We start from the raw sequence: 17443 nt of genomic DNA on the forward strand, positions 1-17443 counted from the left end.
CCGATGAGTAACTTCAACCTGTCCGCTGGTTCGATTCGGAAACCGATCCCCACGATTTTGGCCTGCTTGGTGGCGGCCATCTTGGGGGTTGCCTCCTTTTTGAATTTGGGCATCGACCAAAGCCCAAATATCGATGTACCGGCGGTATCCGTCACGGTGATTCAACCCGGCGCGGGGCCCGTGGAGCTGGAAACCGAGGTGACCAAAAAGGTGGAGGACGCGATCGCCGCCTTGGGCAACATTGACCAGATGACCTCCACGGTGACCGATGGGCGATCGTTCACGCTGGTCAACTTTGTGCTGGGAACCGATGCCAACCAGGCCACCAATGATGTGCGCAATGCCATCTCCCAGATTCGATCGAGCCTGCCCGCTTCGGTGGATGAGCCGTTGGTCGATCGGGTGGAATTCAGCGGCGGGGCGATCATGACCTACGCCTTGTCGGGTGAGGGAAAATCTGTTGAAGAATTGAGCGATTTGGTCGATCGCACCATTGCCCGGGAATTGCTGTCCGTGTCCGGTGTGGCCCAGGTGGAGCGATTGGGGGGCGTGAGTCGGGCAATTCGGATTGATTTGGATCCGGGGCGACTGTCGGCCTATGGGATTACGGCCACCCAGGTGAATGACCAGGTGCGCTCGCTCAATGCCAACTTCCCCGGCGGCCAGGTGGATGTGGGCGGCAGCCAGCAAACGATTCGTACCTTGGGCAGCGCCCGCACCCTCAGCCAACTGCAAAACTACCGAGTTACCCTGCCCAATGGCGGCACGATTCCCCTCGCGAGCCTGGGCCGTGTCAGCGACAGTTTCACGGAACCCAAGGAAGCGGCCTTTTTGAACGGGGAGCCGGCTGTGGCCTTTTCCGTGCTCCGCAGCACCGGCAGCACCCTGGTGACCGTGGAAGAAAGCGTCACCAAAGCGGTGGCGGAACTGCAAAAGCGCTTGCCCAATCTCAAATTTGATTTGATTTTTAGCGACGCGGATCCGATTCGGATGACCTATCGATCGACCGTTGAGGAGCTAATTTCTTCCTGCATCCTCACCACGATCGTGGTGGGAATCTTTCTACGCAATGTTCGCTACACGCTGATTGCGGGGGCGGCCCTGCCGTTGTCGATCATCCCAACCTTTGCGGTGATGCAAATGCTGGGCTACACGCTCAACAGCATGACCCTGCTGGCCTTGGCCCTGGCGATCGGGAACTTGATCGATGACGCGGTGTGCGTGGTGGAGGATGTCGATCGGCACTTGAACATGGGCAAATCGCCCCGACAGGCGGCCTTGGATGCGTCGTCAGAATTGGGCTTTTCCCTGCTGGCCACCGCCGGAACCCTGATCGGCGTGTTCTTGCCGGTGGCCTTCATGGGCGGCATTCCGGGGCAATTTTTCCAGCCCTTTGGGGTCACGGTGGCCGTGTCCACGGTCTTTTCCACCACCGTTGCCTGTACCGTCACGCCCATGATGAGCGCCTACTTGCTGAAACCCAAGGCCAACCTGGAGCTGGTGGCAGAGGCGCAATCGACCGAAACCCAACCGGGCCCCTATCGCCGGGTGCTGGTTTGGGCCCTGCGGCATCGGGTCGCCACCTTGATGATCGCGATCGCCTTTTTCATTGCCAGCTTGCAGTTAGTGCCCTTCATTCCCAAAGGTTTGTTTAGCAGCGGTGACACGGGCCTCAGCACCGTGGAAATTGAACTGCCGCCGGGCACGCCCCTCGAAGAAACCGTGGAAGTCATGAGCCGTACCTACGGCCTGCTGAAAGCAAATCCAGCGGTCGATCGGGTGTTGTTTGCCGCTCGCCAAAACAACCTGGCCACGGGGTATGTGAACCTGAAACCCGAAGACCAACGCAGCATTACCCAGCGGCAGTTTGAGCAACAGATGCGGGAACAGTTCAAGTCGATCGCCGGGGCCCGGGTCACCTTCCAAAGCTTGCAAAGCCGAGGCGGCACCAGCAAAGATCTGCGGATTGTGCTCAAGAGCGAAAACCCGGAATTGCTGACCAAAACCGCCGCTGACTTGGAGCGACAAATGCGCGGCCTGTCCGGTTTGGTGGAAGTCACCTCCAGCGCCAGCCTGGTGAAGCCAGAAGTGGCCATCATTCCCGATGTGCAACGGGCAACGGACTTGGGCGTTTCGGTTCAGGCCATTTCCCGCACCGCCACCCTGGCCACGATCGGGGATAACGAATCGAGCTTGGCTAAGTTCAACCTGAGCGATCGGCAAATCCCGATCTGGGTAAAAATTGCCCCTCAATTCCGCAGCAACATCGAAACCCTCGAAAATTTGCGGGTTCCCGGTCGCAACGGAGCCATGATTCCCCTCACCAGCGTGGCGGATATTCAGCTCATCAGCGGGCCCGCCCAAATTAATCGCTACAACCGATCGCGCCAGGTCACCCTAGATGCCAATCTGCAAGGCATCTCCCTGGGCACGGCCTTGGAACAGATTCGTTCCCTGCCGGCCATGAACCCCTTGCCCCCCGGCATTGAAGAAGAACCGGCCGGCGATGCCAAAATCATGCGCGATATTTTCAGCCGGTTTTTGTCCGCGTTGGGGTTGGGCGTGCTCTCGATCTACGGGGTGTTGGTGCTGCTCTATAACAGCTTCCTTTACCCGATCGGGATTTTGGCGGCCCTGCCGTTGGCCACGGGAGGCACTTTCCTGGGCCTGTTGGTGATGCAAAAGGAACTGGGTCTCTTTGCCCTGATTGGGATTGTGTTGCTAATGGGGCTGGTCACCAAAAACGCGATCCTGCTGGTGGACTTTGCCCTCGAAGCGGAACGCCACGGACTCCCCCAATCGAAAGCCGTGATTGAATCCGGTGTGGCCCGCCTGCGCCCCATTTTGATGACCTCCGTGTCAACGGTGGTGGGGCTGTTTCCTCTGGCCTTGGGTTTGGGAGCCGGAGCCGAAGAGCGCAGCCCCATGGCCGTCGCCGTGATTGGTGGATTCACCACCTCAACCCTGCTGACGCTGCTGGTGGTGCCTGTGTTGTTTACCTATGTGGACAATATCCAGCATTGGTTCAAGCAACTGGTGGGGATTGAGCCGCGTCGCCGCCGTCGATCGACCATTCGCAAAGTTCTGGAGTCGTGATCTCCGCCACAGGAACGCCCCCTAAGAACGGCATACAATCAGAGCAGAACCGGCGAACCTAAGCCTGGGGGTGTCTTGATGTTGGTCATGCTCCTGAACAGTGGCTTGTTGACCCCTAAAGATGTTTGCCAAGGTTGCCTGTGGGCCGATCGCACGGGTAACCCGCGTTGGCAGAATGGTCATCTCTCCTGTGCCCATGCGGTGCGGCCTGCCGCCGACAACCAACCCGCTTGCTATGAGTGTGAGATGGGTTTTCTCCTAGCGGATGTTTGCAGCCACTCGGGTTAAGTCTTTAGCTACGCGATTTTCAGTGACCTGTGGATGGCGGGTGTGGCAAGTGGGTTGTCCATGCCCGCCTCTTGTTATTAGATTTCCTATCAAACTTCCTATCAAATTTCCAAAGCAATTTCACCAATAGCCCAATCCTGTAGCTAAATCGATCGACCCAATGGGGTGACTGCATGAGGCGGCTGAACTGAGATTAGAAGCTCTATTAAACGAGAATGCTTTAGTTGGGTGAGGTTTCCATTCGCCTTGATGGGAATGATGCGACTTGTTAGCGAATTTCCTGGCGAATTCTGTTCAGATATTTCATCAAGATAGGTTAAGAAACCGTGATTTAAACTTGGGTTAAACTTCAGATCTCGATCGAGCCTAATCGGCTGGTTGCTCAGTTTCATGGATGATTTCTCAATTAGCCGGTAATTGGCCGATAATTAGCCGGAGGGTATGCTGATTGCCCCACAAAGCCACGGTAAAAATGGGAAGGAACCGGTTAAGAATCGATCGATGCAAGAAATTAAGTAATTTTTGATCGCTTTTTGTTGTTTTAATGGCTTCTTCAAAAATGCATCAATCGACACTTTTCATCGGAAATTTTTGCTAATTTGGGAAAATTCGGCCGCTAAACAACCCAAGAGAATTTGTTTAGATTTCTACCGCCCAAGCAAGTATTTACAAATTTTACAAAAATCGCACTATTTTGCTCGGCATTCCTTAAGAAAACCGATCGCTCCCTCAATTCATCTGGGAACTGACGCTAGGCTAGATTTGTGATTCGATCTTGCCCCCGCTGTGGCCACCCATGCTCGACCCCCACGGGCGATCGGGGATGGAAATCACGGAATGGCGATCGGGTCATGATTTTCCCTTCTCTTTTGGCATGAATTCCCCGAAGGATTGGTGCTTTTGGCTAACCCTTCCGTGGCTTCTGCACCGGATCTAGCGCTACCAGCTCACGACTTAATTGCTTTCCTTCGCCTTAACCAACCCATTAGCCGCATCAAGCTAGCCTAATCAAATTCAACCGCGCCCAATGAAGTTGGCTGTTTTGAATTGGCTGCCCTGAATTAATTCCTTTGAATTGGCTGTCCTGAATCTACCCGCATCAGCTCAATGCTTCTGAGGTTCAGTCTTTGCCAAAGGAAGCTCGCCTGATCCAGTTTTCTGAACATTTTTGAACATTTGAGATAACCAATCACCCGCTTGATCGCTGCAAGGTTGTTGCCATGGCAGCGCTGTAAGGGGTTGCTTTGTGCTGCCTTGGCACAACGGCACAACATTGGTTGAGAGTCATGAAAGTGAGTGGAACTATGGCTATTGCAACTAAGCCTGATCAAGATCAGCCGGTCAGTCAACCCTCTGGTGCTGTCTCTGCGAATGCCCCAATGAGTCAATCTGGATCGGCTGGGTCGGCTGGATCAAAGGCTTCTGGATCGAAGGGTTCTAAAACTGCAAAGGCAACTGATTCCTCGGCGGTTGATAAGCGATTTAAGGCGTTGGATTTGGTGATGAAACGCCAACAATATCGCCAGGATGCTTTGATTGAAGTTCTGCACCGGGCCCAAGAAATCTTTGGTTATTTAGAGGAAAAAACGCTACTGCATGTGGCTCGATCGCTCCAATTACCTGCGAGCCATGTGTTGGGTGTCGCCACGTTTTATCACCTCTTTTCCCTCAAGCCCAGCGGTGAACATACCTGCGTGGTTTGTTTGGGAACCGCTTGCTATGTCAAGGGGAGCGGCGATGTGCTGAATGCTTTGGAAAAACACACCGGTATTCAGTCGGGAGCCACCACCAGCGACGGCAAAGTTTCGTTGGTGACGGCCCGTTGCATTGGAGCCTGCGGCATTGCGCCAGCGGTGGTGTTTGACGGGCAAGTGGCGGCGCAGGTGACCACAGAACAGGCGATCGCCCGCATTGATCAGTGGCGTGGTGATGCATGAATCGTTGGGTTGCGAATCGTGGTTACCTGTGGCCTGCCCGCAGCCTGCCCATGATTCGCCCTGAATGACCTACTCGAAATGACGTGCATTATCCGTTAATTTGCCGTCCCGTTTGTCGCCCCGTTTTCCCCAATCTGCTGACCAAGCTGCCTGAGGAGTCCGAATCCATGGATGGTCATGAACTGCTCGATCTCGCGGAACAATGTGCCCAGGCGAAAAAGCCCATTCGTGTACATTGCTGCACTTCCACGGGCTGCCAAGCGGCTCGATCGCTCGAAGTTAAAAAAGCCCTTGAAAAACGGGTTCAGGATTGCCAACTAGCCGATCGCGTGGAAGTGGTTGGCGTGGGTTGCATGGGGTTTTGTGGCCAGGGGCCGATGGTGGAATTGGACTCCACCGATCCCCAGGTAACAACCACCCATTACGAAAAGGTGACCCCGGAACAGGCCCCCTCAATTATTGACACCATTCAAGGGGGCCAAACCGATGCCCTACAGGGCAATTCGCAACACCCATTTTTTGCGAAGCAGTTGCTGATTGTGCGGAACCACAGCGGCAAAGTTGACCCGGAGCGCATTGAAGAATCGATCGCCCTTGGTGCTTACCAAGCCCTCCACCATGCCCTGTTTGAACTCACCCCAGAAGCGGTGGTTCAAGAAATCTCGAAATCGGGCCTGCGGGGCCGAGGCGGTGCGGGCTATCCCACAGGGTTGAAGTGGGCCACGGTGGCCAAAATGCCTCCCGGCCAGAAGTATGTGATCTGTAATGGAGATGAAGGGGATCCAGGCGCATTCATGGATCGCAGCGTTCTGGAGAGCGATCCCCACCGGATCCTAGAAGGCATGGCGATCGCGGGCTATGCCGTGGGAGCTGACCAAGGGTTTATCTATGTGCGAGCGGAATATCCCCTAGCGATTCATCGCCTGCAAAAGGCCATTCAACAGGCCAAGCAAAAGGGATTTTTAGGGAGCCAAATTTTTGGCTCGGGTTTTGATTTCAAGGTGGATATTCGGGTGGGGGCTGGGGCCTTTGTTTGTGGCGAAGAAACGGCCCTGATTGCTTCCGTGGAAGGCAAGCGCGGCACTCCCCGCCCCCGGCCGCCCTATCCGGCCATTTCGGGCCTCTGGCAAGCGCCCACCCTGATCAACAACGTGGAAACCTTCGCCAACATTGCCCCGATCATTCGCAAGGGCGCGGATTGGTTTGCGGGCATTGGCACGGAAACCAGCAAGGGCACCAAGATCTTTTCCTTGACCGGCAAGGTTTGCAACACCGGCCTCATTGAAGTGCCGATGGGTATTAGCTTGCGAACGATCGTGGAAGAAATGGGCGGCGGTGTTTCCGAAGGGCAGGTGAAAGCAGTCCAAACGGGCGGCCCCTCGGGCGGCTGCATCCCCAGCAGCTATCTGGACACGCCTGTGGATTACGAGTCCTTGGCGGCATTGGGGTCAATGATGGGATCCGGCGGCATGGTGGTGATGGATGACAAAACCAGCATGGTGGAGGTGGCGCGGTTCTATATGGAATTTTGCCGCAGTGAGTCTTGTGGGCGCTGTGTGCCTTGCCGGACGGGCACGGTTCAACTCCATGATTTGCTGACCAAGCTGGTGGAAGGTCGGGGCACGGCCTTTGATCTGGCGCAAATGGAAAGCCTTTGTCAGGTGGTGCGCCACACCAGCCTTTGCGGGTTGGGCATGTCGGCTCCGAATCCGATCGTGAGCACGTTGCGCTATTTCCCGGAGGAATATCAAGCCCTGTTGCAGCCCGATCGCTGGCGAATTCCGGCGACGGTTTCTTGAGGGAGATGCATCAGGTTGAACCTAATCATTAAACCCAGTGGTTGAACCTAATGATTGAACCTAATGATTGAACCTAATTACTGATCTTTTGCTGATCTTCTTGGGCTGATCGAAGCAAGCAATTTCATGGGACTGAAGGGATTTAACGTATGGCTGTCGTAACGCTGACAATTGATGGGGTGGCGGTCGCCGCTGAAGCAAAAGCCAGTATTTTGCAGGCGGCGCGATCGGCTGGCATTGCCATTCCCACCCTGTGCCATTTGGAAGGGGTTTCGGATGTGGGAGGCTGTCGTCTTTGTGTGGTGGAAGTGGCGGGAATTAACAAACTATTGCCCGCCTGTGTGACCCAAGTGGCCGAGGGCATGGCGGTGCAAACCAACACGCCCACGTTGCAGTCCTACCGCCGAACCTTGGTGGAATTGCTCTTTGCAGAAGGCAACCATGTTTGTTCCGTTTGCGTGGCCAATAATCACTGTGAATTGCAGGATATGGCCACCACGGTGGGGATGGATCATAGCCATTTTGCCTACCAATTTCCCAAGCGAGATGTGGATGTTTCCCATGAAAAATTCGGACTCGATCGCAACCGTTGTATCTACTGCACCCGCTGCATTCGAGTGTGCGACGAAATTGAAGGAGCCAGGGTTTGGGATATTGCGTTCCGGGGCGAACGGGTCAAATTAATTGCCGGTTTGGATCAGCCCTGGGGTGATGTGGAGGCTTGCACATCCTGCGGTAAATGCGTGGATGCTTGCCCCACGGGTGCTTTGTTTAAGAAAGGATCAACGGTTGCGGAAATGACGCGCGATCGCGATCGCCTGCAATTTTTGCAATCCGCCAGGGAGGAACACCAATGGACACGCTAACCAATCCCGCTCAAGGGGCTGCGGTGGCCACGGAAGGAGCCGATCGCCCCAAATTGCGCTTTGCAACCGTTTGGTTAGGGGGCTGTTCCGGTTGTCACATGTCCTTTTTGGACTTAGATGAGTGGCTGTTTGAGCTGGCGAAATACGCGGAGGTGGTGTTTAGCCCCGTGGGCAGCGATGCCAAGATTTTTCCCGATCAGGTGGATATTTGCCTGGCAGAAGGAGCCGTTGCCAATGAGGAAAATTTGGAATTTATCCAAAAGGTGCGATCGCGCAGCAAGCTGTTAATTTCCTTTGGCGATTGTGCGGTGAATGGCAATGTAACCGCCATGCGCAATCCGAGCGCCACCGTTGAAGAAATTCTCGATCGTTGCTATCTGGAATTGGCGGATTTATCACCGCAATATCCTCGAGAGCCGGGCATTGTGCCGCCCTTGATTAAACAGGCCTTGCCCGTCCATCAAGTGGTTCCTGTGGATGTGTTTTTGCCTGGTTGTCCGCCCTCGGCTGCCCAAATTCAAAGCGCCCTGGAGTCACTTTTTACCGGCGAAGCCCAAGCAGCCAATCTGAAATTCGGTTAGAAACAGGGGGCAGCAATGGCAGGCGGTCGACGGCGGCAACCATGGCGAATTTGGCTTTCGAGGGGACTCTTGATCGGGGCGATCGGGCTGATCTTATCCCTTTGGAGCTTAGGAGTTAGGGCCAATTCCCCCAGCACCTGTCAATACAAAGAGCACCCCCTATTTGGCAAGGTGCAAATTGTTGAATCCTTTCCTGATTTTACGGTGCAGGTTGTTGAAGCATTCCCCGATTTGAAAGTGCAAATCGTCAACGCATTTCCCGATCGGTGTGGTGAGTGGCAATTTGTCAATGCTTTCCCCGACTTCAAAATCAAATTTGTGACGGCATTTCCTGACCTCAAAATTCAGTTTGTCACCAGCTTCCCTGGCTTAACATAAGCGTAACCCCAGTGAAGTAGGGCTGACATTAGCAGAAATTAGCCATTGAAAATGGGCAAATTGGACTGCGGTAATCCTCTGAAATTATGCGAGCATTATGAGTTCCAAACTGGTTATTGATCCGGTCACCCGCATTGAAGGTCATGCCAAAATCTCCCTGTTTTTGGATGATGCGGGAAAGGTTGAAGATGCCCACTTTCATGTGGTTGAATTTCGCGGATTTGAAAAATTCTGCGAAGGACGACCCATGTGGGAAATGGCGGGAATTACCTCCCGCATCTGTGGCATTTGCCCCGTGAGCCACTTGTTGGCCTCTGCAAAAACCGGCGACAAAATTTTGGCCGTGCGTGTCCCGATCGCGGGTGAAAAGTTGCGGCGGATGATGAACCTGGGGCAAATTTTGCAATCCCATGCCCTCAGCTTTTTCCATCTCAGCAGTCCAGATTTTCTGTTGGGTTGGGACAGTGACCCAGGCCAACGCAATGTTTTTGGATTAATGGCGGCGAATCCGGACTTGGCGCGGGCGGGGATTCGGTTGCGGCAGTTTGGCCAAACGGTGATTGAGCTGCTGGGAGCGCGCAAAATCCATGCGGCTTGGCCGGTTCCTGGCGGGGTTCGCTATCCCTTGTCCGATGAAGGAAAAGCTTGGATTCAAGACCGATTGCCGGAATCACGAGCCACAATTTTAAGCGCGATCGAACTATTTGAATCGTGGCTTGATGCCCATCCGGTGGAAGTCGATGTGTTTGGTAAATTTCCATCGCTCTTTATGAGTTTGGTGGGTGACGATGGACGCTGGGAGCATTACGGCGGTCATCTGCGCATCATTGACAGTGAAGGGCAAATTGTCGCCGATCACCTTTCGGAAGATGACTATCAATCCTTCATTGGCGAAGCCGTTGAACCCTGGTCTTATCTGAAGTTTCCCTACTACAAACCCTTGGGCTATCCCGATGGTGTGTATCGCGTGGGGCCCCTGGCTCGGTTGAATATTTGCGACTTCATTGGCACGCCAGAAGCCGATCGGGCCCTGGAGCGATTTAGACAGCGGGCCGGTGGGCGAGTGGCCACTTCTTCGTTTTTCTATCACTACGCTCGATTGATTGAAATTTTGGCCTGTGTTGAGGCGATCGAACAGTTAGTGAATGATCCTGATGTGCAGTCGCCTCGGGTGCGGGCGGAAGCCGGCATTAATGAACTGAATGGCGTTGGTGTGAGCGAAGCACCTCGGGGCACGTTGTTTCACCATTACCAAGTGGATGAAAACGGCTTAATCCAATCGGTGAATCTGATCATTGCCACGGGTCAAAATAACTTGGCGATGAATCGTACCATCAAACAAATTGCTCAACATTATGTTGAAGTCAGTAGCGATGGATCGATTCCAGAGGGAATTTTGAATCGGGTTGAAGCGGGAATTCGAGCCTTTGATCCTTGCTTGAGTTGTTCAACCCACGCGGTGGGGCAAATGCCGCTGAAACTAGATGTGTTCAATGCCGATCGGGTACTGATTCAGACTCTGGAGCGGTCTTCCTAGGAATTGCAGGTGAAAAATTGAGTTTTGACTGAATTAACCACCGATCGATGGGTGAGCAACCCCTTGAACTCAATGACCCAATGACTCAGTTGAAACAGTTCAGTGGCATTGACCAGAATTTCGTTAGTTTTTGAGGTGCGATCGCCCTATGGTTACCCATCTTCCATCCCCGATCTTGGTGATTGGTTATGGCAATACTCTCCGCAGTGATGACGGTGTGGGGCCAGCGGTCGTCCAAGCCATTTCCCAATGGCAAAATTCACAACTTCAAACCCTCATTTGTCATCAATTAACCCCGGAGTTAGCCGATTCGATCGCGGGAGCTGGCTTGGTAATTTTTGTTGATGCCTTAGACTGCAATGCCCTGAAAATGTCTGCTCCCAAAACCCAACTGCGATCGCTAGATTTGGGAATTCGCCCACCCACCCCAGCTTCCGCAACGGTCACCGCTGAAAATCTAGAAACTCCAAGTCTTTTGGGCCATTTCTATCAACCTGAAAGTCTGCTGCACATGACGAAATGGCTCTATGGCCATGTGCCCCCGGCTTGGTTAATTGCAGTGCCTGCGGTGTCCTTTGAGTTGGGCTGCGAATTTTCTGAAATTGCCATTCAAGGAATGCAACGGGCGCTGGTTGTCATTCAAACCCTGATTGACGAGGTACAAGGCATGACGACTCATTTTCCCTCGCTTCATCTGCCTAGTGAATCGCTGAAATTACCCGTCCAAATCTAAATCAATTGCCCGCTGTTCTTCTTTGTGTTTTTTGCTGGAGTGATGACCATGAAACGCCACCAAACCATGACCCTCGACGGTAACGAAGCTGTTGCCAAAATTGCCTACAGTCTCAGTGAACTAATTGTTATTTACCCCATTACGCCCGCTTCGCCCATGGGGGAATGGTCTGATGCTTGGGCAGCCCAAAACAAACCCAATCTTTGGGGATCTGTGCCAAGTGTGGTGGAAATGCAGAGCGAAGCCGGAGCGGCGGGCACGCTGCATGGGGCGCTCCAGGCGGGATCCCTGGCCACAACATTCACGGCTTCCCAAGGGTTGCTGTTGATGATTCCCAACATGTACAAAATTGCTGGGGAATTGACCGGTGCGACCTTGCATGTGGCTGCCCGATCGCTCGCGGCCCAAGGGTTGTCCATTTTTGGGGATCACAGCGATGTGATGGCCACGCGGGGTACGGGTTGGGCGCTATTGTGTTCGGCTTCGGTGCAAGAAGCCCATGATTTTGCTGCAATTTCCCACATTGCGGCCTTGAAATCTCGAGTGCCATTTCTGCACTTTTTTGATGGCTTTCGGACTTCCCACGAAATTCAAAAAATTGTTCCCGTGGATGAAGATCATTTGCGAGCAATGATCCCCGAAGCGGCGATTTTGGAGCACCGCAATCGCGCCCTCACTCCCGATCGCCCGGTGATACGTGGCACGGCCCAAAATCCCGATGTTTATTTCCAAGGTCGGGAAACCGTCAACCCGTTTTATCTTGCCTGCTCGGAAATTGTGAAATCCGTAATGGCGGAATTTGGCAACCTGACGGGACGGGTTTATCAGCCCTTTGAATACGTGGGTGATCCGGAAGCGGAATCCGTGGCGATTCTGATGGGTTCCGGTTGCGAAACCGTTGAAGAAACGGTGCAAGCCCTGAATCAACAGGGACAGAAATTGGGAGTCTTGAAAGTTCGTTTATATCGTCCTTGGAGCGCGGCGGATTTCCTCACCGTATTGCCCACCAGCACCAAACGCATTGCCGTGCTCGATCGCACCAAAGAACCCGGTGCATTGGGCGAACCGCTTTATTTGGATGTGGTGGCAACGGTTCAACAATCGGCGCAACACCAGGCGGTCAAAACCATGATCGGCGGGCGCTATGGATTGTCTTCCAAGGAATTCACACCGGCCATGGTGAAGGCGGTGTTTGAAAATCTGCAATCGCCGGAACCCAAGAATGGATTCACGGTGGGAATTGTGGATGATGTGAGCTTCACCTCTCTGGACTTTGACCCCAACTTTGCTTTGCCGGGCGATCGCACCTTTGCGGCCATTTTCTATGGCTTGGGGGCCGATGGAACCGTGGGAGCCAACAAAAACACGATCGAAATTATTGGCGACAGCACCGATCAATATGCCCAAGGCTATTTCGTCTATGACTCCAAAAAATCAGGGGCGATGACCGTTTCCCACCTGCGCTTTGGGGCTGACCCCATTCGGGCCCCTTACCTAATTGAAGGTGCGAATTTCATTGGCTGTCACCAGTGGATGTTCCTGGAACGCTACGAAATTTTGGACAAGGCCCTTGATGGCGCAACGGTGCTGATCAACGCGGCCTATCCGGCGGAGGAAATTTGGGATCATTTGCCGCTAGAAGCCCAAGAAATCATCATTCGGAAGCAACTGAAACTTTGGGCGATTGATGCCTATAAAGTGGCTCGTGAGAGTGGCACGGGCGGTCACATTAATATTCCAATGCAGGTTTGTTTCTTCACCTTGACGGGGGTGTTGCCCCAGGAAGAAGCCCTCAATCAAATTCGAGCGGCGATTCAAAAAACCTACGGCAAAAAAGGTAGCGCCGTGGTGAATATGAACCTGCGGGCGGTGGATAACACCCTGTCGAATTTGCAAGAGGTGCCGATTCGATCGGCCCAATCCACCTTGCACCGGTTGCCCATGGTGTCCGATCGCGCGCCGGATTTTGTGCGCAATGTGCAGGCGGCGATGATGGCGCGGGAGGGCGATCGACTGCCGGTGAGCGCCTTGCCCTGCGATGGCACTTATCCCACGGGCACGTCCCAATGGGAAAAACGCAACATTGCCCAGCAACTGCCTGAATGGGATCCAGAGGTTTGCGTGCAGTGTGGTAAGTGCATCGCCATTTGTCCCCATGCCACCATTCGCGGCAAATCCTACGATCCGGCCGCTTTGGGAGATGCGCCGGCCGGGTTCCGGGTGGCCGACACGCGCGACCCGGACTTCAAGGGCGAAAAATTCACCATCCAAGTGGCTCCGGAAGACTGCACCGGCTGCGGTCTTTGTGTGGAAATTTGCCCCGCGAAGGATCGCAAGCGCCCCTCGCGCAAGGCGCTGAATTGGGTGAACCCCAACGAGGTACGCGACGCGGAGCGGACGAATTGGGACTTTTTCTTGGGGCTGCCAAATCCCGATCGCGCCAAATTACATCCCGATCGGCTGCGTCAACAGCAATGGCAAGAGCCGCTCTTTGAATTCTCAGGAGCCTGTGCCGGTTGCGGCGAAACGCCCTACCTGAAGTTGGTGTCCCAATTGTTTGGCGATCGGGCATTGATTGCCAACGCCACCGGTTGCTCCTCGATCTATGGCGGCAACCTGCCCACCACCCCTTGGACTAAAAATGCCGATGGCCGCGGCCCCGCCTGGGCGAACAGCCTGTTTGAGGACAACGCGGAATTTGGCCTTGGGTTCCGCCTGTCCGTGAATCAGCAAGCCACCTTTGCCAGCGAGCTGCTGAAGCGGTTGGCTGGGGAGCTGGGTGACAGCACGGTTCAAGACCTGTTGCAGGCGGAACAGCGCACCGAAGCGGAAATTTGGGAACAGCGCGATCGGGTGGCCAGCCTGAAAATGCGCCTCCCCGAGATCAATCACCCCGATGCTCGGCGGTTGCTGGCCGTGGCAGACTACCTCGTCAAGAAATCCGTCTGGATTGTGGGGGGCGACGGTTGGGCCTATGACATTGGCTTTGGTGGTTTGGATCATGTCCTGGCCAGCGGCCAAAACGTCAATGTGTTGGTTTTGGATACGGAGGTCTATTCCAACACGGGGGGGCAAGCTTCAAAATCAACGCCCCGAGGCGCGGTGGCTAAGTTTGCCGCTGGTGGTAAACCCGCCGCCAAGAAAGATCTCGGGGCGATCGCCATGACCTACGGCAACATCTACGTGGCCAGCGTGGCCATGGGGGCCCGTGACGAACATACCCTGCGGGCTTTTCTGGAGGCAGAGGCCTACGACGGCCCCTCGCTGATTTTGGCCTATAGCCACTGCATCGCCCACGGCATTGACATGAGCAAGGGAACGACTCACCAGAAAGCTGCGGTGGATAGCGGTCGTTGGTTCCTCTATCGCTATAACCCGGATCTGGTGGCCCAGGGCAAAAATCCGCTGCATTTGGATTCCCCTGCGCCGAAGATGCCTGTGGCGGCGGCCATGGATATGGAAACCCGCTTCAAGATGTTGAGCAAAACCAACCCGGCCGCCGCGCAACAGTTGGCCCAACAGGCGCAGGCGGACATTAACCACCGCTGGCGGTTCTATCAATACCTGGCGGCCCAGTCGATCGGGCAGCCCCCAGCAGCCGATCGCCCCAGCCCAACGCCGCCAGGGGAAGCTGCGTCTTCCTCGGAACCCAAGCCGGTGTCCTAGGCTCCGTTCCTGAAATCCCCTGACTGAAATCCCCTGAATGAAGCCTTGGATGGGCTGATCGCCCGATCGGCTCACCCCGTCCCAGTTCTCTTCGCCCCTAGCCTCCCCACCTAGCGCCCTAATCTAGCGCCCTAATCTATGGATCTGCACACCACCTATCTGGGTCTCACCCTTCGATCGCCCCTAGTACCTTCGGCCGCTGCTCCGCTCACCAGTTCCCTCGATCACCTGCGTCGCTTAGAAGATGCCGGAGCGGGGGCGATCGTCTTGCCCTCCCTGTTTGAAGAACAACTGGTGCAAGACAGCTTTGAGCTGCACCACCATCTCAGCCATGGGCGCGACAGCTATCCCGAAGCCCTCACCTACTTTCCTGAGCCGGAAGCCTTCCGCCTTGGCCCCGAGCATTATCTCGACCACATTCGCACCGCCAAAGCCGCCCTCAGCATTCCGATCATTGCCAGCCTCAATGGCTATTCCCCCGGTGGTTGGGTGGAATACGCCCGATCGATCCAGGAAGCCGGGGCCGACGCGATCGAACTAAACCTTTACTTTGTCCCCAGCGACCCGAACATTTCCGGCCTGGATATTGAGCAATCGTTCCTCACCACCCTGCGGGCCGTCAAAGCCGAAGTGGGCATTCCGGTTGCGGTCAAAATCAGCCCCTACTTCAGCAGCCTGGCCAACATGGCCCAGCGCTTTGACGAAGCCGGAGCCGATGCCTTGGTGCTGTTCAATCGATTTATGCAGCCCGATATCGACCCGATCGAGCTGGAGGTGCGTCCCGTGCCCTATCTCAGCTCCGCCAATGATTTGCGGCTGCCCCTGCGCTGGATTGCACTGCTCTATGGCCGGTTAGAGACGGATCTGGCAGCCACAGGTGGGGTGCAACATGGGGCCGATGTGGTGAAATTGCTGATGGCTGGGGCCAAAATTACCCAGGTTTGTTCCGTGCTGTTGCGCCATGGACTGGAGCATTTGCGCGTTCTGGAGCGAGAACTGGTGGCCTGGCTAGAGGCTCAGGAATATAACTCCGTTGAGGAATTGCGAGGAGTGATGAGCCAAGTCCATTGCCCTGACCCCAGCGCCTACGAACGGGCCCAATACCTGAAGACGCTGCAATCTTTCCGGGTGGATGCGGGCCACGGGTTGATTCTCGATCCACCCATTCACAGCGGCTTCTTGCCTTCCTGAGATTGAACAAGCCTGGGGGCGGAGATTAGCACACCCGCCCCAGGCGCACCGGGTTTCGGGCCGATCGCCTCGCTAGAGTAACCCAGCCAAGTGCAGCGGCCCGCGGCCGCTAATCAACTCCAACGCCAGCGCCAGGAAGCCCAGCATGGCCAAGCGACCATTCCACACTTCCGCCGCCGTGGTCAAACCCCATTCCCAACGCTCTTGGGGATAGATCTTGGCCTTGTCGGGCGGGTGCAAGGTTTGGGCCAGGGTCATGCCCTTGCCATCTAGGGTTTCGATCGCCAGGTTGGCCAAATCCTCAATGAAACCCGGATGGACATTCAAGGCAGGCACGCGGTGGAAATTATGAATTCCCGCTTCTTCGGCCACTTCCCGATATTCCATGTCAATTTCTTCAAGGGTTTCGATGTGCTCAGACACGAAACTAATCGGCACCACCACCAGGGTTTTCACCCCTTGGGCGGCCAGTTCCTTGATCGCATCGTCCGTGTAGGGCTGCAACCACTCGATCGGGCCCACCCGGCTTTGATAGGCCAGTGTATGTTGGTTGGGCCGATTCAGGGTGCGAATAATCCGCGCTACGCAGTCTTCAATTTCTTGCTGGTAGGGGTCGCCCGCCTCGGTCACGTAGCTGACGGGCACACCGTGGGCACTAAAGAAAATGTGGGCGCTGTTGGGATCTTCACAGCGATCGAGTTCCGTGGCAATCAAATCCGCCATGGCCCGCAGATAACCGGGGCGATCGTACCAAGACTGCACCACGCGATGGTCGATCGTTTGCAGGGTTTGATCCTTTTCCATCAGCCGCTCAATCAGGCGGAAGCTGGAGCCGCTGGTGCTAATTGAAAATTGCGGATAAAGCGGCAAAATTGCCAAGTTATCTACGCCATCCCGCTTGATCTGATCGAGTGCTTCTTCGGTGAAGGGATACCAATAGCGCATTCCAATGTAAATCTTGGCATCGCGGCCCCGTTCCCGCAGCTTGCCTTCCAGGGCGCGGGCCTGGTCTTCGGTGATTTGCCGCAGGGGTGAGCCGCCACCAATTTGCTTGTAGCCCTCTTGGGATTTGGAAGCCCGCAGGGTGGAGATCAGCCAGGCCAGGGGCTTTTGCAGAATTGGGCTGGGCAACCGGATAATTTCGGGATCGGAAAATAGGTTAAACAGGAAGGGCCGCACGTCTTCCAGCTTTTCCGGCCCCCCTAGGTTGAGCAATAAGACCCCATCTCGACCCATAACCTTTTGCTTCCCGTTCCGCTGTTGGTGTTTCTTTTCAGATTCTTAACTGATATTAACAATATCTTGAGGTTTGCGCTGACGGGCGATCGCCCCATCATCTGAACCTGGCAAGGGAACCCGGCAAGGGACTTC

13 protein-coding genes are annotated in these 17443 nt (G+C 55.0%); 12 read left to right on the top strand and 1 reads right to left on the bottom strand.

The genetic code is table 11. The annotated features are described in order from the left end of the window. Positions 1-3 precede the first annotated feature (3 nt). The 12 genes from H6G52_RS05640 to H6G52_RS05695 all read left to right on the top strand — a co-directional run bounded on the left by H6G52_RS05640 (position 4) and on the right by H6G52_RS05695 (position 16072). The gene (locus H6G52_RS05640) at positions 4-3096 is read left to right on the top strand and encodes an efflux RND transporter permease subunit (RefSeq protein WP_190526996.1); all 3093 of its coding nucleotides are present in this window, start codon (positions 4-6) and stop codon (positions 3094-3096) included. Positions 3097-3174: 78 nt separating this feature from the next. Beyond that, positions 3175-3384: a hypothetical protein gene (locus H6G52_RS05645; protein ID WP_099535036.1), complete on the top strand. Its 210-nt coding sequence runs from the start codon at positions 3175-3177 to the stop codon at positions 3382-3384. A gap of 775 nt (positions 3385-4159) precedes the next feature. Further along, the gene (locus H6G52_RS05650) at positions 4160-4321 is read left to right on the top strand and encodes a hypothetical protein (RefSeq protein ID WP_190526997.1); all 162 of its coding nucleotides are present in this window, start codon (positions 4160-4162) and stop codon (positions 4319-4321) included. Positions 4322-4763: 442 nt separating this feature from the next. After that, complete coding sequence (hoxE, locus tag H6G52_RS05655; RefSeq protein WP_099535037.1) at positions 4764-5321, top strand: bidirectional hydrogenase complex protein HoxE; 558 nt, start codon at positions 4764-4766, stop codon at positions 5319-5321. A 167-nt stretch (positions 5322-5488) separates the two neighbouring features. Continuing rightward, positions 5489-7120, top strand: coding sequence for a NuoF family protein (locus tag H6G52_RS05660; RefSeq protein WP_099535038.1), 1632 nt, complete (start codon positions 5489-5491; stop codon positions 7118-7120). Between the two features lie 149 nt (positions 7121-7269). Further along, the gene (hoxU, locus tag H6G52_RS05665; RefSeq protein ID WP_190355508.1) at positions 7270-7986 is read left to right on the top strand and encodes a bidirectional hydrogenase complex protein HoxU; all 717 of its coding nucleotides are present in this window, start codon (positions 7270-7272) and stop codon (positions 7984-7986) included. After that, entirely contained in the window at positions 7974-8567 is a 594-nt protein-coding gene (locus H6G52_RS05670; RefSeq protein ID WP_190526999.1) for an oxidoreductase, read from the top strand. Before hoxU ends, H6G52_RS05670 begins: the two co-directional genes overlap by 13 nt. Positions 8568-8582: 15 nt before the next feature. Then, entirely contained in the window at positions 8583-8945 is a 363-nt protein-coding gene (locus H6G52_RS05675; RefSeq protein ID WP_199312191.1) for a hypothetical protein, read from the top strand. Between the two features lie 97 nt (positions 8946-9042). Next, positions 9043-10482 (top strand): Ni/Fe hydrogenase subunit alpha, encoded by a 1440-nt coding sequence (locus H6G52_RS05680; protein ID WP_190527001.1) that lies wholly within the window; start codon positions 9043-9045, stop codon positions 10480-10482. 148 nt (positions 10483-10630) lie between these two features. Next, on the top strand, positions 10631-11215 hold the full coding sequence (locus tag H6G52_RS05685; RefSeq protein WP_190527003.1) for a hydrogenase maturation protease: 585 nt from the start codon (positions 10631-10633) through the stop codon (positions 11213-11215). A gap of 48 nt (positions 11216-11263) precedes the next feature. Next, positions 11264-14881, top strand: coding sequence for a pyruvate:ferredoxin (flavodoxin) oxidoreductase (gene nifJ / locus H6G52_RS05690; RefSeq protein WP_199312205.1), 3618 nt, complete (start codon positions 11264-11266; stop codon positions 14879-14881). 138 nt (positions 14882-15019) lie between these two features. Next, entirely contained in the window at positions 15020-16072 is a 1053-nt protein-coding gene (locus tag H6G52_RS05695) for a dihydroorotate dehydrogenase-like protein (protein ID WP_190527007.1), read from the top strand. 72 nt (positions 16073-16144) lie between these two features. Here the strand turns inward: H6G52_RS05695 and hemH are convergent, their stop codons facing one another. Continuing rightward, complete coding sequence (hemH, locus tag H6G52_RS05700) at positions 16145-17308, bottom strand: ferrochelatase (protein ID WP_190527009.1); 1164 nt, start codon at positions 17306-17308, stop codon at positions 16145-16147. Positions 17309-17443 lie beyond the last annotated feature (135 nt).

Source organism: Limnothrix sp. FACHB-881, assembly GCF_014698135.1.
Classification (GTDB): Bacteria; Cyanobacteriota; Cyanobacteriia; order CACIAM-69d; family CACIAM-69d; genus CACIAM-69d.

Bases quoted from the DNA above. Each gene is read 5' to 3' on its own strand.
- H6G52_RS05640 (WP_190526996.1), top strand. From the start codon at position 4: ATGAGTAACTTCAACCTGTCCGCTGGTTCGATTCGGAAACCGATCCCC.
- H6G52_RS05645 (WP_099535036.1), top strand. From the start codon at position 3,175: ATGTTGGTCATGCTCCTGAACAGTGGCTTGTTGACCCCTAAAGATGTT.
- hoxE (WP_099535037.1), top strand. From the start codon at position 4,764: ATGAGTCAATCTGGATCGGCTGGGTCGGCTGGATCAAAGGCTTCTGGA.
- H6G52_RS05660 (WP_099535038.1), top strand. From the start codon at position 5,489: ATGGATGGTCATGAACTGCTCGATCTCGCGGAACAATGTGCCCAGGCG.
- hoxU (WP_190355508.1), top strand. From the start codon at position 7,270: ATGGCTGTCGTAACGCTGACAATTGATGGGGTGGCGGTCGCCGCTGAA.
- H6G52_RS05670 (WP_190526999.1), top strand. From the start codon at position 7,974: ATGGACACGCTAACCAATCCCGCTCAAGGGGCTGCGGTGGCCACGGAA.
- H6G52_RS05675 (WP_199312191.1), top strand. From the start codon at position 8,583: ATGGCAGGCGGTCGACGGCGGCAACCATGGCGAATTTGGCTTTCGAGG.
- H6G52_RS05680 (WP_190527001.1), top strand. From the start codon at position 9,043: ATGAGTTCCAAACTGGTTATTGATCCGGTCACCCGCATTGAAGGTCAT.
- H6G52_RS05685 (WP_190527003.1), top strand. From the start codon at position 10,631: ATGGTTACCCATCTTCCATCCCCGATCTTGGTGATTGGTTATGGCAAT.
- nifJ (WP_199312205.1), top strand. From the start codon at position 11,264: ATGAAACGCCACCAAACCATGACCCTCGACGGTAACGAAGCTGTTGCC.
- H6G52_RS05695 (WP_190527007.1), top strand. From the start codon at position 15,020: ATGGATCTGCACACCACCTATCTGGGTCTCACCCTTCGATCGCCCCTA.
- hemH (WP_190527009.1), bottom strand. From the start codon at position 17,308: ATGGGTCGAGATGGGGTCTTATTGCTCAACCTAGGGGGGCCGGAAAAG.